The 22,362-nt window shown below is 55.4% G+C and carries 19 protein-coding genes; 10 read left to right on the top strand and 9 right to left on the bottom strand.

Annotated features, from left to right (window positions below):
• Positions 1-61 precede the first annotated feature (61 nt).
• The 4 genes from HY913_08145 to HY913_08130 all read left to right on the top strand — a co-directional run bounded on the left by HY913_08145 (position 62) and on the right by HY913_08130 (position 5,483).
• On the top strand, positions 62-1,525 hold the full coding sequence (locus HY913_08145; protein MBI4963232.1) for a 4-hydroxybutyryl-CoA dehydratase: 1,464 nt from the start codon (positions 62-64) through the stop codon (positions 1,523-1,525).
• A gap of 32 nt (positions 1,526-1,557) precedes the next feature.
• Positions 1,558-2,637 (top strand): Ldh family oxidoreductase, encoded by a 1,080-nt coding sequence (locus HY913_08140; protein MBI4963231.1) that lies wholly within the window; start codon positions 1,558-1,560, stop codon positions 2,635-2,637.
• 180 nt (positions 2,638-2,817) lie between these two features.
• Entirely contained in the window at positions 2,818-3,282 is a 465-nt protein-coding gene (locus HY913_08135) for a (2Fe-2S)-binding protein (GenBank protein ID MBI4963230.1), read from the top strand.
• Positions 3,279-5,483: a xanthine dehydrogenase family protein molybdopterin-binding subunit gene (locus HY913_08130; GenBank protein ID MBI4963229.1), complete on the top strand. Its 2,205-nt coding sequence runs from the start codon at positions 3,279-3,281 to the stop codon at positions 5,481-5,483. Before HY913_08135 ends, HY913_08130 begins: the two co-directional genes overlap by 4 nt.
• A 208-nt stretch (positions 5,484-5,691) precedes the next feature.
• On the opposite strand, the gene HY913_08125 is transcribed toward HY913_08130, so the two are convergent.
• On the bottom strand, positions 5,692-5,946 hold the full coding sequence (locus tag HY913_08125) for a Txe/YoeB family addiction module toxin (GenBank protein MBI4963228.1): 255 nt from the start codon (positions 5,944-5,946) through the stop codon (positions 5,692-5,694).
• Entirely contained in the window at positions 5,943-6,194 is a 252-nt protein-coding gene (locus HY913_08120; GenBank protein MBI4963227.1) for a type II toxin-antitoxin system prevent-host-death family antitoxin, read from the bottom strand. Before HY913_08120 ends, HY913_08125 begins: the two co-directional genes overlap by 4 nt.
• Before the next feature lie 233 nt (positions 6,195-6,427).
• On the opposite strand from HY913_08120, the gene HY913_08115 reads away from it, so the two are divergent.
• From HY913_08115 to HY913_08105, 3 genes are all read left to right on the top strand, one after another.
• Complete coding sequence (locus HY913_08115) at positions 6,428-7,042, top strand: LysE family translocator (GenBank protein ID MBI4963226.1); 615 nt, start codon at positions 6,428-6,430, stop codon at positions 7,040-7,042.
• Positions 7,043-7,871: 829 nt separating this feature from the next.
• Positions 7,872-9,557 carry an acetolactate synthase large subunit gene (gene ilvB / locus HY913_08110; protein MBI4963225.1) on the top strand — a complete coding sequence of 562 codons (1,686 nt, stop codon included), beginning with the start codon at positions 7,872-7,874 and terminating at the stop codon, positions 9,555-9,557.
• On the top strand, positions 9,541-9,876 hold the full coding sequence (locus tag HY913_08105; protein MBI4963224.1) for an ACT domain-containing protein: 336 nt from the start codon (positions 9,541-9,543) through the stop codon (positions 9,874-9,876). The genes ilvB and HY913_08105 overlap by 17 nt, the downstream gene beginning before the upstream one ends.
• Positions 9,877-10,163: 287 nt before the next feature.
• Here HY913_08105 and HY913_08100 read toward each other — a convergent pair whose 3' ends face one another.
• Entirely contained in the window at positions 10,164-10,412 is a 249-nt protein-coding gene (locus HY913_08100; GenBank protein ID MBI4963223.1) for a hypothetical protein, read from the bottom strand.
• A gap of 334 nt (positions 10,413-10,746) precedes the next feature.
• Here HY913_08100 and nadA point away from each other — a divergent pair, with 334 nt between their 5' ends.
• From nadA to nadB, 3 genes are read left to right on the top strand one after another with little or no spacing between them, the layout of a single operon-like run.
• The gene (gene nadA, locus HY913_08095; GenBank protein MBI4963222.1) at positions 10,747-11,766 is read left to right on the top strand and encodes a quinolinate synthase NadA; all 1,020 of its coding nucleotides are present in this window, start codon (positions 10,747-10,749) and stop codon (positions 11,764-11,766) included.
• Positions 11,767-11,786: 20 nt separating this feature from the next.
• A complete protein-coding gene (nadC, locus tag HY913_08090; GenBank protein ID MBI4963221.1) occupies positions 11,787-12,626 on the top strand; it encodes a carboxylating nicotinate-nucleotide diphosphorylase in 840 nt (279 codons plus the stop codon).
• A 38-nt stretch (positions 12,627-12,664) separates the two neighbouring features.
• Positions 12,665-14,284, top strand: a complete 1,620-nt coding sequence (nadB, locus tag HY913_08085; GenBank protein ID MBI4963220.1) for an L-aspartate oxidase — start codon at positions 12,665-12,667, stop codon at positions 14,282-14,284.
• Between the two features lie 87 nt (positions 14,285-14,371).
• Here nadB and HY913_08080 read toward each other — a convergent pair whose 3' ends face one another.
• From HY913_08080 to HY913_08055, 6 genes are all read right to left on the bottom strand, one after another.
• On the bottom strand, positions 14,372-15,082 hold the full coding sequence (locus HY913_08080; GenBank protein ID MBI4963219.1) for a response regulator transcription factor: 711 nt from the start codon (positions 15,080-15,082) through the stop codon (positions 14,372-14,374).
• Between the two features lie 17 nt (positions 15,083-15,099).
• Positions 15,100-16,812 carry a hypothetical protein gene (locus HY913_08075; protein MBI4963218.1) on the bottom strand — a complete coding sequence of 571 codons (1,713 nt, stop codon included), beginning with the start codon at positions 16,810-16,812 and terminating at the stop codon, positions 15,100-15,102.
• Positions 16,813-17,176: 364 nt separating this feature from the next.
• Complete coding sequence (locus tag HY913_08070; GenBank protein ID MBI4963217.1) at positions 17,177-18,619, bottom strand: VWA domain-containing protein; 1,443 nt, start codon at positions 18,617-18,619, stop codon at positions 17,177-17,179.
• Between the two features lie 407 nt (positions 18,620-19,026).
• Positions 19,027-19,839, bottom strand: coding sequence for an ABC transporter ATP-binding protein (locus tag HY913_08065; GenBank protein MBI4963216.1), 813 nt, complete (start codon positions 19,837-19,839; stop codon positions 19,027-19,029).
• Positions 19,840-19,841: 2 nt separating this feature from the next.
• A complete protein-coding gene (locus HY913_08060) occupies positions 19,842-21,146 on the bottom strand; it encodes an ABC transporter substrate-binding protein (GenBank protein MBI4963215.1) in 1,305 nt (434 codons plus the stop codon).
• A gap of 133 nt (positions 21,147-21,279) precedes the next feature.
• On the bottom strand, positions 21,280-22,359 hold the full coding sequence (locus tag HY913_08055; GenBank protein MBI4963214.1) for a branched-chain amino acid ABC transporter permease: 1,080 nt from the start codon (positions 22,357-22,359) through the stop codon (positions 21,280-21,282).
• Between the last annotated feature and the right edge of the window lie 3 nt (positions 22,360-22,362).

Genomic DNA, 22,362 nt, shown 5'->3' with positions numbered 1-22,362 from the left:
GGAGCGAAGTCAGGTCCGCCGTTCGCAGCGGAAGAGACATGCCACCTGTCTTATAAGGAAAATGGCGAACTGGTATAAGTCCGGAGGAGGCAGGTCGTTGAAGACTTTTGAAGAATACTTGGAAAGCCTGAAGAAGCTGAAACCCACGGCTTACATGTTCGGGGAGAAGCTGGAAGATCCGATAAACAACCCAAGGATACGTGCGGGTATCAACGCGACGGGCGCCACCTATGAATTGGCCAATGATGAAACATATCAGGACCTCTTTACGGCAATCAGCCCGCTGACAGGAAGTCGGGTTAACAGGTTTACCCTGCCGCCCCACTCTATCGAAGACCTGGTGAGGCGGGTTAAGATCAACCGGATACTCGGAGGCTACGTGGGAACGTGTCACCAGAGGTGCACAGGCCTGGACTGTCTCTGCACACTGTCGATCGTCACCTACGATATCGACAAAAAATACGGGACCAACTACTCCGATCGCTTTGCCGAATTCCTGAAATATGTGCAGGTCAACGACCTCACGGGCAACGCGAGCGTTACGGACGTAAAGGGGGACCGCAGCCTGAGCCCTCACGATCAGGAGGACAAGGACATGTACCTCCGCGTGGTGGATCAAACAAAAGAAGGGATCATCGTAAGGGGGGCCAAGGTTCATCAGACAGGGTCATTGAGTGCCCACGAAGTCATTGTGCTTCCCACAAGGGCCATGCAAAAGGGGGATGAGGATTACGCCCTGGCCTTTGCAGTTCCCGCGGATACGAAGGGGCTCATTCATGTTGTGGGTAGAAACTCGATGGATACCCGTGAAATCGACGGGGTGGATTGCGGCAATGTCCGGTATAGCAAGTACTGTCCCACACTCATCTTTGATGAAGTGTTTGTGCCCTGGGAACGGGTGTTCATGTTCAGGGAGTTGGAATTCGCAGCGGAAATGGTGAGTCGGTTCTCCGCTTTTCATCGTCAGTCCCACGGCGGCTGTAAATCCGGCAAGATCGATGCCATGACCGGCGCGGCCCTGCTCATGATGGAGTACAACGGAACAGCGAAGGCCGGACATCACAAGGAGAAGATCATCGACATGATCCATACCGCTGAAACCCTATACGGCTGTAGTCTGGCTGCTTCGTACGAGGGCAAAAGAGAGCCGTCGGGGACTTTCTTCATAGACTCGGTCCTGGCTAACGCGTCGAAAATCCACGAAGGAAAAGAAATGAGCGAGGTGATCCGCATCCTCATCGACGTGAGCGGCGGGTTTGTCGCGGATTTGCCTTCCGAAAGGGACTTTGACAACCCGCAGATCGGCCGGTTACTCAAGAAGTACTTGAAAGGGGCCACCGGGGTTCCGGTGGAAAACAGGGTCAAGATGCTGCGGCTGGTCGAAAAGATGGCGATGGAAAGCGCGGACACAATCTCCGATATCCACGGTGGAGGTTCGCCGGCTGCCCATCGTATGACAATCTTCAGAGAATCGGACATCAACTACAAAAAGAAGTGTGCAAAAAGGCTGGCTGGAATCGAATAAGGTGTGGCAGATTTTAACCAAAGAGGTATGTTATGGAGGAAGATACCATTCGGCGGGTTTCCTTTGCCGATCTAAGAGCATTCTGCTGCAAGGCCTACGTGACAGCGGGAGTCCCGGCTGCCGAAGCTGAGATTGTTGCCGACCTTCTCGCGAGGTCGGACCTGCGGGGTGTCGAAACCCACGGGGTCACGCGCCTTCCTATTTATATCCATAGGCTGAACAAAGGGTACGTTCGCAAAGAGTGCCGGCTCACGACCATTAAAGATAAAGGCCCAACCGCATTGCTGGAAGCTCACGGGTCCATGGGGCACATAGTTGCCTATAGGGCCATGGAAAAAGCCATTGCCAAGGCGGAGGAGTTCGGCATTGGTTGGGTTACGGTGAAAGACAGCGGCCATTTCGGCGTCGCGGGCCTCTTCCCCATGATGGCGGCGAAGAAGGACTTCATCGGTTATATTGTCTCCAACTCCGCCCCCATGATGTTCCCCTTGGGCGGCCGGGAGCGAATTATAGGCAATAATCCCATGGCTTACGCGGTGCCCGCTGGTGAATATCCCCCTGTGGTTCTGGATTTTTCCATGGGGGTTGTATCCTCCGGGAAACTCATCCTGGCCCGGAAAAAAGGAGAGAAAATCCCACTGGGGTGGGCTGTGGATAAAGAAGGCCTGCCGACCGACGACCCCTATGAAGGGTATGAAGGAGGAGGGTCACTCATGCCGGTGGGTGGGCATAAAGGCTACGGCATGGTGGTGCTTCATGAAATCCTCACCGCGGTGCTCGCGGGCGGCAAATGGACCCGGCGGATCAAAGCAATTTATGAAGAGGATGAGACGGGTATTCAGGGCACTTGCCATTCTTTCATGGCCATAGACCCGGATTGCTTTATCGGAAGAGACGAATTCAAAAGAGAGATGGACCTCTATATCAAGAGCATTAAGGAAAGCGCGAAAGCCAAGAACTGCACTGAAATTCTCATGCCCGGAGAACCGGAAATGAGAACCGAAGCCGAACGCCTGAAGAACGGGATTCCTTTGGCCCCGGCCACGAGGAAAGAGTTAACTGACCTAGGTGAATCCTTGGGAATTCCGCCTTCAATATTTGAAGGTGCGTAATCGTTGAGCCACGCGGGGATTATCAGTTCCCTGTCATTGCTCCGCTAACAACTGAAAGGTTCTGAAGGTATTTCGTGAAAACCAGGATCTCAATCCTCTATCCCGTAACAACGAAAGGAGGGGTCATGATTCGGCACGAGCAGGTTTCGGAAACTCACCATCAAATGAAAGGAGGGGCCTATGATCTCTCTTAACGTGAACGGCAAGGTTTACGATCTGGATGTTCCCCCTGATACGCTTTTGCTTTGGGTGCTAAGGGATCACATAGATCTCAAAGGCACAAAGTATGGCTGCGGTATCGGAGAATGCGGGACTTGCACGGTCCATGTAGACGGCAAAGCAGTGCGATCTTGCACGACTACCGTCAGCGAGGTCCAGAAAAAGAAGATCACCACCATTGAGGGGCTTCCCGAAAACCATCCTGTGAAGCAGGCTTGGATCAAGGAACAAGTTCCCCAATGCGGTTACTGCCAGCCCGGGGTGATCATGCAGGTCGCGGCTCATCTCTCTGAAAAGCCCACTCCTGATGCAGACCAGGTCATCACCAAAATGGATGATACCATCTGCCGCTGTGGGACCTATCCCCATATCAAACAAGGCATCAAGACGGCCATCCAAATCATGAAAAAGGAGGGAAAGGCATGAGTAACACCTCTGTTACGAGACGTACCTTTCTGAAGGGTTCTCTGGTTACCGGCCTGACCCTCGCTGTTTCCGTAAGTCCCTTCGGGTACAAGATCCTCAATGCCTCGGAAAAACCGGCAGGGAAGATCCCGGAGTTCAGTCCCAATGCCTGGTTCACCATCACCCCGGACAACAAGGTCACCATGCACATTGGCAATTCCGAGATGGGTCAAGGGGTCCTGACCGCGCATTCCATGATCATCGCTGAAGAGCTTGACGCCGACTGGAACCTGGTTCAGGTGCGACAGGCCCCGGCGGGAGATGACTACAAAAGCCCTATTTTGGGGGCGCAGATTACAGTGGGCAGCGCCAGCGTTAGAGGCTTCTACGAGCCGTTGCGAAAAGCGGGCGCAGCCGGCCGAACCATGTTGATCAAAGCTGCCGCGGCTAACTGGAAAGTCCCCGAAGAAGAATGCACAGCTCTGATGGGCGCCGTGAAGCACGAGAAGAGCGGCCGCACACTCACCTACGGCCAGGTTTGTCTGGAAGCGGCCAAACTTGAGGTCCCCAAAGATCCGCCGCTCAAGAAAGAAACGGAGTTCAGATACCTCGGCAAAACCATGCCCAGAGTGGATGTGCCGGAAAAGGTGAGCGGTAAGGCAGTCTATGGTTTGGACGTGACGTTGAAGGATTTACATTACGCTGTCATAGCACGGCCACCTGCTTACGGAGCGAAGCCCGTTTCCTATGACGAGAAAGAGGCGCAGCAGGTCAAAGGAGTGGAAAAGGTTGTCCCGCTCCCAATGGGTATTGCAGTCTGCGCCAAAACCCTCGATGCGGCCCTCAAAGGACGGGATGCCCTCGAAGTGAAATGGGACAAAGGTCTCCTTCCGGACATGGACACTGAATACGTGGAGAAGTCCCTGATCGAAGACCTGAACAAACCGGGTTCTTCTGCGGTGAAAACGGGCGACGCGAAGAAGGCCATCAGCGAGGCTAATAAAAAGCTCTCAGCAACTTATTACGTCCCGTGTGTCGCTCATGCCACAATGGAGCCGATGAACTGTACAGCCTCAGTGACCGCGGATCGGTGCGACATTTGGGCGCCTATCCAAGCTCAGGTGGCGGGATTCGCTGTAGGCTCAAAGGTGACGGGACTTCCCAAGGAAAAGATCCATGTGAATACCACCTTCTTGGGATGCGGGTTAGGCCGGCGGGCCAGGCCGGATTTTGTGGTTGAGGCGGTCATTCTTTCAAAGGCGCTGGGGAAACCGGTCAAGGTCGTGTGGACACGAGAAGAAGACATCAAGTACGATGCCTTCCGTGCCCCGGCATCCCACCGGATCGAAGCCGGCCTCGATGCTCAGGGCCAGTTGAGTGGATGGTCCCACAAGGTTGTCAGTCCCTCCATTCTGAAGGACATCAGAGCTGAGATGATAAAGGATGGCGTTGATTTTTATTGCCTGTGGGGTCTGGCAGATGTTCCAAATTCTCCCCACTGGAACAACAAAATCCAGTATGAAATCCCGAACCTCGACGTGGAATTCCTCATCTCTCCTCTACCCATCCCTGTGGCGCCTTGGCGTTCGGTCCAGAACGGGCCCAATGCCTTTGTTATTGAATCATTTATAGACGAATTGGCTCACGCGGCAGGGAAAGATCCTCTGGAGTTTCGCTTGGCGAGCTTAAAGAACAATATGAGAGCCAGCCGGGTGTTGCAGACGGTCGCTGAAAAGTCCGGCTGGGGCAAGCCCATTCCAAAAGGTGAAGCGCGAGGAATTGCTCAGCACGCCTGTTTCGGGACCTGGACAGCGCAGGTGGCCGATATTTCGGTGGACAAAAAGACCGGCAAGATCACGGTCCACCGAATCGTGGCGGCTGTGGATTGCGGCCCGACAGTCAATCCGGGCCCGATCGTCGAACAGATCGAAGGAGGCATCATTCTCGCCCTTAGCACAGTCCTGAAAGAAGAGATCAAATTCGCAAACGGCGGGGTCAAGTCGGCCAACTTCGACGATTACCCCGTCATCAAGATGAGTGAAGTGCCGGAGATAGAGGTCCACGTGGTCAAGAGCACGGAGAAGATCGGCGGTATTGGAGAACTTGGAGTTCCTGCATGCGCGCCGGCTGTTGCCAATGCCTTTTTCAAGGCAACGGGTGTCCGAATCCGGCGTCTCCCGCTTACCGCTGCGACCGTTCTGGAGGCCCTGAAGAAAACGTAAGAATTCAAGATCGATGGATGAACCGAATAAGGCGGGATGTTATTGGTGAAGAGGCCAGTGACATCCCGTTTTTTGTTATTGATCAGCCGCGTTTGAAGTGAGGTTGTTACGGCTTTTGACTCATGTTGAGCTATCGAGCGGCTCATTGGCCGAATCAATGGGCCAAGACCAGGACGGCAAAAATTGTTTGAGGAACAGACATTTCCTGTCAGTAGTGGTATCTGAGCTGAGCGATCAGAAGAGATTCCGATTCTACTTTGTACACGATCCGGTGTTCTTCATTAATGCGGCGGGACCAGTAGCCGGACAGGGCATGTTTTAGGGGCTCAGGCTTTCCGATCCCTTCAAAAGGAGACCGCTGGATTTCCTTGATGAGCGTGTTGATTCGCCCTAGTATCCTTTTGTCGGTCCGCTGCCAATACAGGTAGTCTTCCCAAGCATGTTCGGAGAAAATAAGCTTCATTCGGCCAATTCCCGTTCCGTCCCGCCGCCCGATTCCAGTTCCGCTATGGACTCAACGAGTCTTCGCACGTTTTTCGGGCTCTTCAGAAGGTAGGCCGTCTCTTCCAGAGCTTCGTAATCTTCAAGAGATATCATTACCACCGATCGTCGATTCTTTCGTGTGACGATGATGGGAGAGTGGTCGTCGCAGACCTTGTCCATCATCTTGGCTAGATCAATACGGGCCTGTGAGTATGTCAGAGCGTTCATGAGCGGTCCTCCTGCTCAGTCTCAATTGTACAATTTATTGTACAACAGAGCCGAGCCTCGTGCAAGCTGTTGGTTGGCACTTGTTATGCAACCTCTCGAGATTGCTTGGCTGATCCCTGGCAGTTTTGCCATGAAACGCCCGATATAGTAGATTGGTCCCAGGTCAAAGGCACCCGGCAGCCGGTCAGTTTCGGCCCAGGGTGTCAAACCGGCCCTTGGACGAGAAGGCAAAGATGGATATTTACTTGAGCGCGGGGATTGTTTTGGGGCTCTCCGCGGGTTTTTCCCCGGGGCCGCTTACGACCCTCGTCATTTCTCAGGCTCTCCAATACGGAGCAAAAGAAGGAATAAAAGTGGCGGTGGCTCCATTCATTACCGATTTGCCCATCGTCCTATTGTCTCTTTTCGCACTGACACGATTGCATGATTCCAAGGCCATTCTGGGTTTGATTTCCATCCTTGGCGGTCTGGTTGTGGCGTACCTGGCTTATTCGAATTTCAGGACGACCAAGATCGATATTGATGTCAAAGCCACCGAGGCGCGATCGCTCGGCAAAGGAACGCTTGTCAATTTTTTCAATCCTCACCCGTACCTGTTTTGGTTGACCGTTGGAGCGCCAAAAGTGGTCGAGGCGTGGCAAATAAATCCTTGGTCCGCAGCGGGATTTCTTGGGTTTTTCTATGCCTGCCTGATAGGGAGCAAAATGCTTCTCGCGTATGTGGCTGCTCGTTCGAGGCAATCGCTTTCCGGGAAAGCCTACCGCTACGTGACGTGTATTTTGGGCGCATTGTTGTTGGTGTTTGCCGCTCTCCTACTGCGGGATGGAATAAGCTCTCTCATGTATTGATTCTACTCAGACAACTGCGCCGCAAATGGTCCATGAACCCTCGTCCGGAATGCGGCGTTGCCGGACATTTCGTAATCATTCACTTACGTGCGGGAGCGTCTCCCATCCCCCGAAGGGGCAGCCCGACAGTAGCCACGGGCGTAAGAAACTGTCTCAAAACCCTAAAATGGATACATTTCCGGGTAGGGGCGCTTCGAGAAGCGCCCTGATTTCGGGCGGTTCCCGAACCGCCCCTACCGGCCGGCCGATGAAATCCTCAGTTCTGAGACAGTTTCGTAAGCCCGTGGAGAATGGTCCACACAATCATTTGGATCACCGACCCTGGAGGGGTGGACCAATCCCGAAGTCCAACTCACATTCATGGTCGACCCCTCCAGGGTCGGTGATCCAGGGCTGTGGCAGTGCTTCCGGTCCACGGGTTACACCCGTGGCTACCATTGGTACGCCCCTTCAGGGCTAAGAATCCCTTCTACCCCCGCAAGACTGAATGGTTACATCATTTCTTTTCGCGATCTTGACAACCGCAGAAAATGACGATAAGCTCCCCATGCAGAATTCGATATTTGGCCTGAGTTGGATACCGCTATGAACCACGACAACAATATTGCCATAGCTCTTAGGGCGGGCTACAACCTCCTCCTTAGCCTACAGGTTGTTGTCGTACGCGTCGTTGACGCCGGTGCGCCCTAGCGGGATCTGCCAGTCTCAGACAAGAATGCAACCCCCGTCGGCGCACGGCGCCGACGGGGGTTGTTTTTTTTTGGAGCATTTCACCTTTCGCCGGCCCGACTGCAACGAGAATCAAAAACAGAAGGAGAGAAGACCCACGATGAAAATGACCGGCGCAGAGATTACAGTCCGTTTGCTTGAACGGCAGGGCGTTCGCCTCATAGCCGGGATTCCCGGGGGAGCGAACTTACCCCTGTACGACGCCCTGTCTCGAAGCACAAAGATTCGCCACATTTTGGCTCGCCACGAGCAGGGAGCGGGCTTCATCGCTCAGGGCATGGCGCGTGTGAGCGGACACCCTCAGGTATGCTTTGCCACATCGGGGCCGGGCGCTACCAACATTTTGACGGCCATTGCCGACGCCAAGCTCGATTCTATCCCCATCATATGCATCACCGGTCAAGTTCCCCGGCCGTTCATAGGCACCGATGCATTCCAGGAAGTCGACACCTATGGTCTGAGCATTCCCATAACCAAACACAACTTCCTGGTGCGGTCGGGGCAGGCCCTGCTCGATGTCATCCCCGAAGCATTTCGAATTGCCACCTCAGGGCGGCCCGGACCAGTGGTGATCGACTTGCCGAAGGACGTTCAGGCAGAACTCGTGGAGTTCGCTGCGTGGCCGGAACCGGGTCGTGCGGATCCGGCCCCGATTCCCGATCTTTCCGGTATCGTGCGAGCCGCGGGGCTTATCAATTCTGCCCGCCGACCTGTCCTGTACCTTGGTGGAGGAGTCATTCATTCCGGCGCGGCCGAGCTTGCCACCCGCTTAGCTGAGAAAGGCTCAATCCCGGTCACCATGACTTTAATGGGGCTTGGTGCAGTGCCCGCGGACCATCCTCGAAGCATTGGGATGTTGGGCATGCATGCCGAGCGCTACACGAACATGGTCTTGGAGGACTGTGATCTGTTGATTGCCACAGGCGTTCGCTTTGACGACCGAGCCACCGGCAAGGCGGCCCAGTTCTGCCCGGCCGCGGACATCATCCACATTGATATAGACGGGAGCGAACTCGATAAGATCAAAACCGCGTGCGTGGGAATTGTCGGTGACGTTGGAGAGGTGCTCCAAGCTCTTCTGCCGATGATTGACGAGAATCCTCGGAGCGAGTGGTTGGCCTCGGTATCCAGCGTACGGGAAAAGCATCCTCCCCGAAAACCGGAGTCCGGCGACTGGCGCGACCCGTACGAACTGATTGGCCAAATCGCCGGGCTGCTGGACACTGAGACTATCATAGCCACCGACGTGGGACAGCATCAGATGTGGACAGCCCAGACCTATCCCTTTCGTCTCCCGCGCCGGTGGCTGACATCGGGTGGGCTGGGGACCATGGGCTTCGGCGTCCCCGCGGCCATAGGAGCAGCTCTTGCCGGTCCACGCCATAGAGTGGTCTGCTTCAGCGGTGACGGCAGTCTGATGATGAACATCCAGGAGCTGGCCACCGCTGTCGAGCAGAAAGCCAACATCAAAATCATCTTGATGAATAACAACTCCCTCGGATTGGTCTGTCAGCAGCAGGACCTGTTTTACGGAGGGCGAATCTATGCGTCCACGTACCAGGCACAGGTGGATTTCCTGAGAATCGCTGAAGGCTTCGGCGTAAAGACCTTTGATCTTGCCACAGTCACAGACCCCTTGGAGACGCTTGCATCAGCCCTGAGTTCAGCCGGTCCGTGTCTGATCCATGCACCGATCCATCCGGATGCAAAGGTTTTTCCGATGGTACCCCCCGGCTCCGCGAACAAAAACATGATTGGAGGTGAAGCCCATGAGTGCGCGCTTTAATGAAGCACAAAACCGCAACTGGCCTCGAAACGAATATGCCGTGATTGAAGTGACTGTCAGGAATCATCCCGGCGTCTTGTCCCATATCTGCAATCTGTTCTCGCGACGGGCCTACGATGTGGAAGGGATCCTCTGCTTGCCCGTTGGCCGAGGAAGACAGAACCGGATCTGGGTGCTTGTCAATGCCGAGCAGCCCCTCGAACAGATGATTAAACAGGTGGAAAAGCTTGAGGACGTATGCGGCGTAAGAAGTCGCGTCGCTGACAGAGATGGATTTCTGCGCCTTGAAGGGTTCTTGGCTTCGGACCCGGCTGCTTAGAAAAATGACTGCTTCACGTGACCGTGCAATCACGAGTGGGGAAGGGCTGTCCTTGACATCCCAGTGGTAGGCGAGGACACACCTAGTGTGACCGCGCGTAGAAAATACACCTCTTGTCGATTCGCGATCCGGACGCGTTACGCCCGGGCCAGCCAGCAGGTAACAAATGCCGTCCGCGTGCGACAATTCCGCCGGTTGGGTGGGTCTTGGGACAATTTCAGGTCCCGGCGTTCCAGAAGGCTTGCCCGATCGGCCGGTAAGTGAAGAGTTACTTCGTAAGTAAGCATTCAGTCTTGCGGAGGTAGAAGGGATTCGGAGCCCTTAAGGGGCGTACCAACGGTAGCCACGGGGGTGCAACCCGTGGACCGGAAGCACTGCCACAGCCCTGGATCACCGACCCTGGAGGGGTCGACCATGAATGTGAGTTCGACTCGGAATTGGTCGACCCCTCCAGGGTCGGTGATCCAAATGATTGTGTGGACCATTATCCACGGGCTCACGCCCGTGGCTACTGTTGGGCTGCCCCTTCGGGGCATGGGAGGCGCTCCCGCCCGTAACTGAATGATTACCTTCGCAAGCCAATTCCAGCTTGACAACAGAGCGCGAGCGAGTTAGCTTCCCCGATTCAAGGTGATAAACTAATTTCCTAGGAGTTCCATCGAGAAATCCCCACAGCTTATTCAGGATGCTAGCATTCCCGCCTAACACCTCAGGACCGAACCCTTGCCGCTTTCTGCCACCGACCCTGACCGTTGGCCGGGTGTTGCAGCTAATCGTGCCCCTTGGAGATGGATCCACGAGGATTTTCAAGGACGCGTTCAGCCAACTGGAGGAGCTTGAAAGGAAAACTTCCTTATAAGGGCCTTGCCTATGATAAACACCGTAATTCTGCCGGAGTCCGATTCGTTGACGGAAAAGGATATTCCCTCAACGCTGGACCTCGAAGCTGCTATCGACGATCTCCGCAGGGAGAAAAATGCGGTCATATTGGCCCACTACTATCAGGACGGCAAGATCCAGGACCTGGCGGACTATGTGGGGGATTCCCTCGACTTGTCCCGGAAAGCCGCGCAAACCACGGCTGACGTGATTGTCTTCTGCGGCGTGCGCTTCATGGCCGAGGTGGCCAAAATCCTGTCTCCCACACGCAAGGTCCTGATACCTGACGCAAATGCCGGATGCACCTTGGAGGAATCATGCCAACCCGAGGATTTGAGCGAGTTCAGTCGGATCCATCCCGATCATCAACTGGTGACGTATATTAACTGCTCCGCAGAGGTTAAAGCCCTATCCGATGTTATCGTCACTTCCTCGAATGCGGAGGCGATCGTTCGACAATTGCCCGCGGACCGACCCATCCTGTTTTCGCCCGATCAACACCTGGGAAGATATATAAGCCAAAAAACGGGGCGTGACATGACTCTGTGGCCGGGGTCATGCGTGGTTCATACACAATTCTCAGTGACAACTCTGGAACAACTTCGGGCCGACAATCCTAATGCCCTGGTCGTCGCCCACCCGGAATGCCCGGAAGAGGTCCTGGCCCATGCCGACCACATAGGCTCCACGCGCTCCTTGCTCGATTTTGCGATCGCGACGCCGGCCACGGAAATCATAGTGGCCACGGAACCAAACCTGTTACACGAGATGAGGAAAGCCGCTCCGCACAAGAAGTACATCCCTGTACCCGGAGCCACGGAAGGGTGTAAGGGCGGGCTTTGTGCATTTTGTCCCTTCATGGCCCTCAATACCATGGAAAAGCTTTATCTCTGCCTTGTAAACGAGGCCCCCGGGATCGAGATGCCCGAGTCTCTGATGATGAGGGCTCGAAAGCCTCTTGACCGGATGCTGGAACTGTCACCGCCCGCGAAATCTTACGCTCCGGAGTGATCTCCTGATGCGAGGACCTCATGAATATGGACGATCCCGCTATTCAGCGATTCATTGATGAGGTGATTGCCGAGGACGTTGGACTCGGGGATATCACCACCAAAGCCGTTGTCCCGGATGATGCTCGGTTTGATGGGGTCCTGTCTGCGCGCGAAGACATGGTGGTGGCAGGTATGCCCATTGCTGCCGCGATCTTTCGCAGGCTGGACCCGCACGCGGACATACAGATCCTGGTTTCTGACGGGGATCGCGTCCGGGCACCGGCGATCCTGGCTCACATTAGGGGAAAGGCCGGTTGCCTCCTGACGGCCGAACGCACGGCGTTGAATGTTCTCCAGCACCTCTCCGGCATCGCCACTTTGACTCGCCAATATGTGGACAGCCTCGCTGGAACGGGAGTGGTCCTGTTGGATACTCGCAAAACCATCCCCGGCCTGCGGGCGTTGGCTAAGTATGCCACCCTCATGGGGGGCGCACAGAACCATCGCCGCGGCTTGGATTCCGGTACTCTTATCAAGGACAACCACATAGCCGTGTGTGGTGACATCCGGGAGGCTGTAACCAGGGCCAAGGCCGCAGGTCTTTCACCGATCGAGGTGGAAGCGGAAACCCTCGATCAAGTGAGGGAAGCGATCGAAGCTGGCGCTGGTATGCTGCTCCTGGATAATATGGATGCGCATACTCTGCGCCTTGCCGTCCGAATTGTGGCGGGCCGTGCAAAGACCGAAGCCTCGGGCGGAGTGAGTTTGAGCAACATAGGGGAAATCGCTCAAACAGGGGTGGATTTCATTTCGGTAGGCCGAATTACTCAGTCCGCGCCGGCCGTTGACATCGGGCTGGATTGGGTGCGAGGAGGCTGAGCGTTCGGCATGTGGGCAAATATGAAATGAGCGACAGAATGAAAGAAACGGGGTTTTTTGATGTGTTGATCCTTGGCAGTGGGGCCGCAGGGTTGCGGCTTGCCCTGGAAATCGCTCCTCATGCCAGTGTGGCGGTGCTATCCAAGGGTTCCCATACCGACAGCAGTACGTTTCACGCTCAAGGGGGAATAGCTGCGGTTCTTGACGACCGCGACTCCGTGGAATCGCATATCAAGGATACCATGGAAGCCGGCGCAGGACTTTGCGATCCTGAGGCTGTGCGCTTCATCGTTGAGCGGGGCGGCCGGGCCATTGAACATCTGGTGGAGCAGGGGGTGGAGTTCAGCCGCGAAGGAGGCCCCGACGGAAGGTCGCTACTTCACTTGACACGTGAAGGCGGTCACACTCGTCGCCGCGTCGTGCACGCAGCGGACGCCACAGGCGCAGCGGTCGCGACGGTCCTGGCCCGACTGGCCGAGGCTCATCCCAACATCACCCTTTTCGAGCACCAGACAGCGGTGGACCTCATTCTGCAACGCCGCGCGGACGAAAGCATCGAGCGCTGTGTGGGGGCCTACGTGCTGGAAAACAACACCAGGCACGTCCGGAGCTTCTTAGGACGCAAAGTGGTGCTGGCCACAGGAGGCGGTAGCAAAGTTTACCTGTACACCAGCAACCCGGACGGCGCGACCGGCGATGGTATCGCCATGGCCTGGCGAGCCGGCTGCCGCATTGCCAACATGGAATTCACGCAGTTTCACCCCACCTGCCTCTACCATCCTCATGCGAAATCGTTTTTGTTGACTGAGGCCTTGCGGGGAGAAGGAGCAATATTACGGCTACCCGACGGGTCTGCCTTCATGACACGGTTCCATTCTCAGGCGGACCTCGCTCCACGTGACGTGGTGGCAAGGGCTATCGACCACGAAATGAAACGACTCGGTATAGATTCTGTGTATTTGGATATCACGCACAAGTCCGGAAATTTCATCAGGCAACACTTTCCGACGGTGTGGCGGCGCTGTCGGGATTTCGGCCTCGATCTCAGCAAGGAACCAGCTCCTGTGGTGCCTGCTGCCCATTTCACGTGCGGGGGCGTGGTCACTGATTTGCAGGGCCGCACTGACATAGAAGGGCTGTATGCCGTTGGAGAGGCTGCGTGCACCGGGCTGCACGGCGCGAACCGTATCGCAAGCAACTCGCTCCTGGAATGCCTGGTGATGTCGGCATCGGCTGCCGAACACATCCTCAAAACACTGCCTATGGCAGCGGAACCACCTGTGCCTCCGGACTGGGAGGAGGTGGGGGCCACCGATTCCGACGAAGAAGTGGTGGTGTCCCATAACTGGCACGAGCTGCGTCAGTTTATGTGGGACTACGTCGGAATTGTAAGGACCACGAAACGCCTGCAAAGGGCCAAACGCCGGGTCGACATGTTATTGAGCGAGATAGATGAGTATTTCGGTGAGTTCCGCTTTAATACCGACCTGTTGGAACTGCGCAATCTAGCCGTGGTCGCGGATTTGATAATCCGTTCAGCCTTGGCGCGCACTGAAAGTCGGGGATTGCATTTTACTTTGGATTATCCCGAGACTGACACAAGCCGACCGGCTCAAAACACCATTCTGCCCGGTGCGGGTCACAGACCTCCGGCATGAGATGACGACCGAGTGGGGTATCATCCCGAGGTCTCGTGAAAGAAGTCATTGCATCCTTTTCTTGGTGCCATTGCTCGATGAAGATTCTCATTCCGATTCGTATCGGTACCCCACCCCATGAATGGTTTTAATTACCGGCCGGTTCGCGATGTCGGGGTCCAGTTTCTTCCTTAACTGCGCGATATGTTGGTCCAATGTTCTGGTTGTGCCGTAGTAGGTTATTCCCCACACCTCATTGAGCAAGTGTTCCCTGCTCAACACTTTGTTGGGATTGGCATAGAAAATCTGCAGCAGCTTCACTTCTCGCGGGGAAAGGTCAAAAGTTCGAGCCCCCACTCGTACCTTGAATTCAAGCGCGTCAACAAGGGCCTCTCCAATGGCGAATCGGGCCGGGGCAGGGGGCAGGTTCGTTAGACCTTCGTTGCCGCGCCTCGATCGTCTGAGAAGAGCGGCGATTCGTGCGAGAAGCTCTCGCACGCCAAAGGGCTTTGTCACATAGTCGTCCGCGCCAAGCTCAAAACCCACCACCTTGTCAATTTCCTCGCCCTTGGCCGTAAGCATCATCACGGGAAGGTCCTGATCCGTGGCTCGGATCGTCTTGCAGACATCGTACCCGCTTCTTCCCGGCATCATGACATCGAGTATGACCAGATCGAATTTCTCCGTTTCCAGGAGAGACACAGCCGCCTTGCCGTCGGCAGCCGGCGTGACCCGATAGCCTTCGCTCTCCAAGGCATCTATCAGGCCGGCGAGTATGTGTTTGTCATCTTCAGCGACGAGGATATGAAGTCCGTTCATGGCCACTTTCACCCACCTCAGACTTGTGGAGCGCTTCGGGGTGCTGCCAGTGGCACAGACACCACAAAGCAGCTCCCCTTGCCGTCTCGCTGTTCATACACGAGGTCCCCCCCGAGGTCTCGCATCATGCGTCGGGCTATGGAGAGTCCCAAACCGGTACCGACTTTCCCTGCTGTCAGGGAATCGTCTACCCGCTGAAACTTCTCAAAAATCCTGTCACGATGCGAGGCCGGAATTCCCGGCCCGTAATCCAGGAATCGTATCTCGCACATCGAATCGTTAGTTGAGACCATGATTTCCAGCGTCCCGCCTTCGGAAGCGTACTTGACTGCGTTGTCCAGGATGTTCAGAAACGTATGCTCCAAGGCATCCCTGTCGGCACGCACAAAAACGGGGGCATCAGGAATTCTCGCGGCAAGGGACATTTCGGATTCTCGAAGCCTTATTTCGTTAGTGCCCAGAAAGGAATGGACGAAGTCCACCACATCGAGGTCCTGGATATTGTACTTCATACGGCCCTGTTCAAGACGGCTGAACCCCAGCACATTGTTTACCAGCCGAGTCAATCGCTCCGCCTCCGAAACGATGACGTGAAGGTAATGGTTCGTCTTCTCCGGGTCCTTGACTATGCCCTCATTCAAGAGTTCGGCATACATCCGGATCGTCGTCAGCGGGGTCTTAAGCTCGTGAGACACGTTGGAAACAAAAGAACTCTTCTGGAGCGAATCCTTCCAGTGAGAATATGCCTGGCGAGTTAGCAGCGCGCCTCCGAGCAGAATGGCGACCATTAAAGTTGCCAGAAGTAAGCCTGCAATAATCGAGAACGCATTGCCCGATTGCACGTTTGCTCTCTGCGGATCCAGGTACACGCCCACGCGCCAGTGCGGGAGATGCGGTGCGAGCGAGACTTCCAGGGTGGGCATCGCGGCCGATTGAATCGGCGATTTCCCGAGTTGGTGGAGTAATCTTCCTGCGTCGTCAATGAGCGCGTACGATATTCCTTCGATTTCCTCCGTTGGGAATTGCTCGATCAGGTGGGACACCAAAGTGACCGTTTCCAATTCCACCCCAACCACTACATCGGAAGGGCCTCGCTGGATCCAGCCTAACAGATGAAATCTGTTGTCGGTAAACCAAGGTATCCACCCGCTCCTTACTTCTCGGGCGGTGGGCATCGCTTGGGGCAATTGCCGCTGCGTAAACTTAGAGGGTGATCTTTGCAGCAACTGCTTGTCATATTCTGGCTCGGGAGATGGTGAGATCTTGCCCCGCTTTCCCTCAGGCCCCGTGGAACTCGACGACTCGGTGAGAGAACTCGAACCCGGAGGGAGCCATGATGCTCGGCCGACGAAAAGCGTTTGATACCGACTCATAAACCTCATTTGCTCAGAGGAAGCCTGCTGACCTCCGCGCGGGTACCGCAATCCTATTCCGGGTTGCCAGATGAAGACGTTTCGAATGTTCGGATTTTCCTTTTCCCACATGAGCAGGGTGTCGAGGAGGGTTTCCCGCGGAATGGCCGTCAGGCCTTCGATGATGTCGTGCTCGATACTCTCGATGGTAACCTGGATCGTTTGTGCGATTGCTCGCGCCCTCTCCAGCGCTGAAGCCCGTTCCATCTGATCCCATCTCTCCTGTTCCGTTGAGAGCAATTTGATCCCGGCCACTCCAATGAGAATAGTGGGTATAAGAAGGAGACCCCAGTAGAGGAAGACGGACCGTTGCTTCATAGTTCCTGGATTATCATATCTTGTTCCGCCGGGTGTTCTTTCTCAATCATTATCACTTTTCGATTAAGTGGGAGAAGAAAAACGGATTTGGGAGCAGAATCCAAGGGATTTTCCTTGTGGGCCGGGAACAGGAATTCCTCAGGGATTGCCAAAACCGCAGTTTCAGGTGCGCTAAGAGCGTCATTGCGAGCGCAGCGAAGCAATCTCAGCCTCTAAAGCTTGAGATTGCTTCGTCGTTTTACGCCTCGCAATGACAACGACTTATCTCCCAGGTGAACAACTATCACCAATCCAACGGGGTTTTTGGTAGCCGCTGATAGTCTCACCTCTGCCCGGCCTCCTTGCGACCTCGACGAGCGCGGGGCTAACGATTCTGCGGAATCATCTGCTGCTGTTGCTGAAGCTGTTGCTGCTGCAGACGCATCTGCTGCTGAGACGGCGCTTGTTGCTGCATCATCTGATACGCGTCGGTGCGCAAAGTCTTTCGAGACTGCTGTTCCCACCCACGCGCCTCAATGGCCTTTGCCCCTGCGACCATTTCATCGGCTTTTCGCAGCAGCCGTGGGTCCGAGTATTTAAGACCGATTGACCGCAGCCGCGATGCGGACCTGTTGAGTTCGTCGATAGCTTCTTTGGTGCTTCCCTTGTCGGCCAGTTCAATGGCTTTCTCCTGAATCAAGGCATTGCGAGTCATTTCGTAGGCGGTTGCCACGGCCACGTTGGTGGATTGCTCGACCTCGGCCTTGTCACGGCTAAACCTGACCCCGGCCGCGCCGTCCACGGTCCCGGAGTGGCCCGTCAGAGGGTCATAAAAGCTAACCCTGGCACGCGCCACCTTAAGGGCTTCGTTGTGAGGCTTGCCAGTAACCTGTAGCTCCAGGAGCGCAAATTTTTCTTGGCCCCCATAGAGCTGATTTAAGGTCAGTTCCACCCTTCGGCCGGCTATCCGTCCGTCGCGACCTATGATGGAGATCGGTGTGACCCCATCGGGTAACTCCACCACCAGCGCCACTTTTTTGGCCCTGACGCTCAGGACATCTCCCAGCTCGGTTGAGAATATCCTCGGAAGATCTCTGCTCGACTCCACGAAATAGGCATTTCCGTCACTATTCCGTGACAGTTTGGTCATGAGGTCCTCGTTGTAATCCAGGCCCACGCCGACCGTTGTAACGGAGATCCCTTCCTTGAGCAACGCAGCTCCCAAGCGCCCAAGCTCCTCCGGGGAACTCGGTCCTACGTTGGCCAGACCGTCCGACAGGAGAATGATACGGTGAACGTATTTGTCCTCTATGTGTTTACGAATTTCCGCGGCTCCGTGTGTCATTCCACCGAAAAGAGCAGTGTTGCCGCCGGGATGAATGCCCCTGATCTTCGCTGCTATCTGCTCCACATCCTTGACGTGCCTCGCGGGTATTAAGGTCTGAATCGTGTGGTCATAGATCACGAGTGAAAAGACATCCTTGGGACCAAGCCGTCTCACGGCTTCAACGGCTGCTTCCCTGGCTTTGACGATCTTGTCTCCTGCCATGGACCCGGATCGGTCCAGCACAATGCACAGATTCACCGGGGTACGGTCCGAAGCGGCCGGAAGCTTGAGAGCGTTCAGGGTCACTTTGGCAACAACCTTTTGTGATTCGTTTGCCGACAAAACCGATCTGTCCGTTTCCACAGAGCATGTGACTGCAGTGGTGCGTCCTGCAGCTTCAAGGAGAGTCGCTCCCAACCAAAGTCCGGATAAGACACCTATTAATCCCACCACCAGCGCCATTTTGTAGACACACTTCTCTCGGATCCTGGAATGCTTCATGACAAATCTCCTTGGAAAACTGTTCTTTTCTTGAACATCAAACTCCAAATAGGCCGAACCTCCCCCTTACATCGAGAGAGCCAAGACTTTCGCAACCCGGGTCTGAGAGTATTGGAGCATGAACGGAGAGGGGAGTTGTCATGGGCTAGTAAAACATTTGTAAAAGATTTGTAAAACAGCAAGATTTTGGGAACTGGTATTTCAGGCGGGTTGTCCTGTCAAGTTTTTCGTCGGCAGCCACGAACGGCGGGCACGGCCCGCCCTACGATTGGTTGACGTCTCTGCTGTAGGGCGGGCCGTGCCCGCCGCCACATGGAAGGAGATAACGAGGATCCTGGAAGTCGCAGGAACTAGGCACTAAGCTCGACGCCATTCGGACAAAAAATCCGGCAATGGACATGATACAACTAAGCCAGCCACCGTTTGCGACGTTTGTAGTGCTTCACATCACGGTAGCTCTTCTTTCCGATCGCGGTGAGGCCCAGATAAAACTCTCTGACGTCTTCGTTGCCTGCGATGACCTGAGCCTCACCATCAAGGACCACACGGCCGTTTTCCATAACGTAGGCGTATCGAGCGAAGTCCAGGGCCATGGCTGCGTTCTGCTCGGCCAGAAGCACGGCGACGTTTTCCTCTGCATTCAACTTGGAAACAATGTTGAAAATCTCTTCGACCAGGATTGGAGCGAGTCCCATCGAAGGCTCGTCGAGGAGCACAATTTTGGGTTTGGACATTAACGCTCGACCGATGGCCACCATCTGCTGTTCGCCTCCCGAGACGTAACCGGCTTTGGCGTCGCGTCGTTGTTTGAGTCGCGGAAAGTAGTGGTAGACCCTTTCCAGGTCTTCCGTTACCCGCTTGTCCGACCGGGTGTAAGCCCCGGTGAGGAGATTGTCTTCCACAGTCAAATGCTCGAAGACGCGGCGACCCTCCATGACCTGTATCACGCCGTTTTTGACCACTTCCGCCGCGTGCATGCGATCTATGCGCATGCCGTCGAACTCTATGGTACCTTTGGTCACCTCACCGCGCTCCGCTCGAAGGAGGTTGGAAATGGCTTTGAGTGTGGTGCTTTTGCCGGCGCCGTTGGCCCCGAGAAGGGCGATGACTCCCCCCTCGGGAACCTCAAGAGAGACCCCCTTCAAGACCAGGATCACGTGCTCGTAAATGACTTCAATGTTGTTTACTCTGAGCAGCGGGGGCGGCGCGCCTTCAATCATCCTTACTTCTCCTCTTTCTTCTTGGCCGCATATTCAGCGGCAGACTTTTTGACCTGCTCGGCCACGACTTCTTTCATTGGTGTTACCCAGTCGCCGATAGGCACCCACTTGGTGCCGTCCCACTGCTGGAACCTTACCCAACCTCCGCCTTCATGATCGGTGGGGCTTGTTTTGATCGGCGGCATAAACCCCTGTGCCCCGATCTCTTTCAGCCGCGCTGCATCGATATTGAGGTGCTCCAGTGCCCATTTCACCTGCTCGCCGGTGACCGGTTTGGCCCCGAATTCCTTATAGGCGGTCCGGAGCGCTTCCACCGTCATGATCCCCTCGATGACACCCCTGTTGTAGTACACTGTCCCGACTCGCGTGACCGGCAGATTGCCCTTCCCCTTCATGTAGATCTGATCGAGGATCTCTTGGATGACGGGGAAGTTTTGACCCACACCGTGGAAATTGGTCGAAATGTAGCCCTTAGCCGCGGGTCCTGCCGGGACCACATCTTCTTCCGAGCCGCACCACCACACTCCGATGATGTGGTCGCGAGGGAAACCGACTCGGGCCGCTTCCTTCAGTGGAACAGTGCAGCTAATGCCCCAGTTACGGTTGATCACCCAGTCGGCTTTGAAGCGACGTTTGATGTCGAGCCATTGCGCGCTTTGCTCCAGTCCCGGAGGAGGAACGGGGAACAGGCCGAGTTCGAAGCCATACTTTGCCGCCAAGGTTTTCAAAACCGGGATGGTTTCCTGACCGTATGCCACGTCAATATAGAGAAGCGCGATCTTCTTGCCCTTGAGTTCCTCCAGCCCGCCTTCCCTTTGGGCTATATATTTAATCTTTCCGGTTACCTGGGACCAGTACGTCGTTACCAGTGGGAAGACGTAGGGGAAAATATCCCCCCCGGCTTGTGCGTCGGCTCGCCCGTACCCAAGGGTCATCAACGGGATTTTGTCCGCGGTGGCCCGCTCTGTGAGAGCGTAGGTGATGCCGGTGGCTCGGGGATGGTGGACGCAAGCGCCGCCGTGCTCCTGCTTCGTCCGCTCGTAACACTCCACTCCCCTGGGCGGGGAGTAGGCTGTCTCACATTCTTCCCATTTGAGCTTTATGCCTTCGACACCACCCTTAAGATTGATAAGGTCTATGTAATCCTCGAAACCTCCACACAGGCCGCTCCCGCCGGGTGCGTAAGGGCCGGTGCGATAGCAGAGCAGCGGAAGCCACTGTTCCTTTTCCTGGGCCGCGGCCGGACCAGCCATCAACATGGGGCCGGCAATCACGAGCGAGATCACGAGGGCCCATCTGAGTTTCATAGCTTTGGACATAGACTCCACCTCCTTGGAAGGAATTTGGTAAAAGCCGTGTTTGTCATCCTGCCTGAGGTCCGGACTCGACCGGCGCCCGGCCTGCCTCCGCCTGTCCGGCACAAAGACTCTTTCAGAACCCTTAGTAAGGAAACGGCCACAAGCGCAGGTAGTCCTTAATGGTGTTCCAAAGCCGCGCCAGGCCCAAAGGCTCCACCGCCAAGAAGAAGATAATGAGTGCCCCAAAGATCATGTTTTTCGCGTTGGCCATAAGGTCCGGCGTAAACACCTTACTCAGGTCAACAATGTTGTGGCTTATGGACGATATGGACAGGTCAATGAAAATCGGCAGCAGCGTCATGAACGCGGCGCCGAGAAAGGACCCCAGAATGCTTCCCATTCCGCCGATGATAACCATCCCAAGGATCTCGAACGACAGCATCAGATGGAACTCTTCAATGTTGGCCGAACCGTAATAGACGGCTACCACCAGACCGCCGGCCACACCCGCATAGAAGGAACTGACAGCGAAGGCCAGGACCTTATATTTAAACTGCGAGATTCCAATTATTTCCGACGCCACATCCATGTCGCGAATGGACATCCACGCTCGACCTATTCGGCTGCGCATGAGGTTCTTTGCGAAGAGGGCCATTACCACCACAATTACCAGCGCGACGTAATACTTCTCGGGGGCCGTGTCGATTTTCCAGCCCATGAATTCCAGTGCTCGGATGTCTACAGTGGAATATACTCCCCCGCTGATCCACTTCACGTGCGTGATTACCCACTCGATGATCAATTGCGCAGCAAGAGTGGACACAGCCAGATAGAAGCCCTTGATCCGCAAAGATGGCAAACCGAAGGTGGAACCTACGACGGCCGTAATCGCCCCGGCCCCCAACAGAGCCAGCGGCAGCGGCACATCATAGCGGTTATACATGACCACCGTCGCGTAGGCCCCCACAGCCATAAAGCCAGCGTGGCCCAACGAGAGCTGACCTGCATAACCCGTCAGAATGTTCAGACCAAGCGCGGCCAAAGAGAAGACCAGAAACGGAATGAAGATGCTCACCAGCAAGTAGTGGCTCGCAAAGAAAGGCACAATCAGAAACGCGAATAAAATGCAGACCGCGAAGCCGATTTTATCCAACGGAAGCGGAAAAAGCTCCATGTCCGTGGCATACGTGGTCTTGAATACGCCGGTTTCTCGATAGAACATCGT

This window comes from Desulfomonile tiedjei (assembly GCA_016212925.1).
Taxonomy (GTDB): domain Bacteria; phylum Desulfobacterota; class Desulfomonilia; order Desulfomonilales; family Desulfomonilaceae; genus JACRDF01.
The sequence above is the reverse complement of the archived record's forward strand: the minus strand, read 5'-3'. Positions and strand labels throughout refer to the sequence as shown.

Excerpts from the sequence above, each read along its gene's own strand:
- HY913_08145 (MBI4963232.1), top strand. The coding sequence starts at position 62 with ATGGCGAACTGGTATAAGTCCGGAGGAGGCAGGTCGTTGAAGACTTTT.
- HY913_08140 (MBI4963231.1), top strand. The coding sequence starts at position 1,558 with ATGGAGGAAGATACCATTCGGCGGGTTTCCTTTGCCGATCTAAGAGCA.
- HY913_08135 (MBI4963230.1), top strand. The coding sequence starts at position 2,818 with ATGATCTCTCTTAACGTGAACGGCAAGGTTTACGATCTGGATGTTCCC.
- HY913_08130 (MBI4963229.1), top strand. The coding sequence starts at position 3,279 with ATGAGTAACACCTCTGTTACGAGACGTACCTTTCTGAAGGGTTCTCTG.
- HY913_08125 (MBI4963228.1), bottom strand. The coding sequence starts at position 5,946 with ATGAAGCTTATTTTCTCCGAACATGCTTGGGAAGACTACCTGTATTGG.
- HY913_08120 (MBI4963227.1), bottom strand. The coding sequence starts at position 6,194 with ATGAACGCTCTGACATACTCACAGGCCCGTATTGATCTAGCCAAGATG.
- HY913_08115 (MBI4963226.1), top strand. The coding sequence starts at position 6,428 with ATGGATATTTACTTGAGCGCGGGGATTGTTTTGGGGCTCTCCGCGGGT.
- ilvB (MBI4963225.1), top strand. The coding sequence starts at position 7,872 with ATGAAAATGACCGGCGCAGAGATTACAGTCCGTTTGCTTGAACGGCAG.
- HY913_08105 (MBI4963224.1), top strand. The coding sequence starts at position 9,541 with ATGAGTGCGCGCTTTAATGAAGCACAAAACCGCAACTGGCCTCGAAAC.
- HY913_08100 (MBI4963223.1), bottom strand. The coding sequence starts at position 10,412 with ATGCCCCGAAGGGGCAGCCCAACAGTAGCCACGGGCGTGAGCCCGTGG.
- nadA (MBI4963222.1), top strand. The coding sequence starts at position 10,747 with ATGATAAACACCGTAATTCTGCCGGAGTCCGATTCGTTGACGGAAAAG.
- nadC (MBI4963221.1), top strand. The coding sequence starts at position 11,787 with ATGAATATGGACGATCCCGCTATTCAGCGATTCATTGATGAGGTGATT.
- nadB (MBI4963220.1), top strand. The coding sequence starts at position 12,665 with ATGAAAGAAACGGGGTTTTTTGATGTGTTGATCCTTGGCAGTGGGGCC.
- HY913_08080 (MBI4963219.1), bottom strand. The coding sequence starts at position 15,082 with ATGAACGGACTTCATATCCTCGTCGCTGAAGATGACAAACACATACTC.
- HY913_08075 (MBI4963218.1), bottom strand. The coding sequence starts at position 16,812 with ATGAAGCAACGGTCCGTCTTCCTCTACTGGGGTCTCCTTCTTATACCC.
- HY913_08070 (MBI4963217.1), bottom strand. The coding sequence starts at position 18,619 with ATGAAGCATTCCAGGATCCGAGAGAAGTGTGTCTACAAAATGGCGCTG.
- HY913_08065 (MBI4963216.1), bottom strand. The coding sequence starts at position 19,839 with ATGATTGAAGGCGCGCCGCCCCCGCTGCTCAGAGTAAACAACATTGAA.
- HY913_08060 (MBI4963215.1), bottom strand. The coding sequence starts at position 21,146 with ATGAAACTCAGATGGGCCCTCGTGATCTCGCTCGTGATTGCCGGCCCC.
- HY913_08055 (MBI4963214.1), bottom strand. The coding sequence starts at position 22,359 with ATGTTCTATCGAGAAACCGGCGTATTCAAGACCACGTATGCCACGGAC.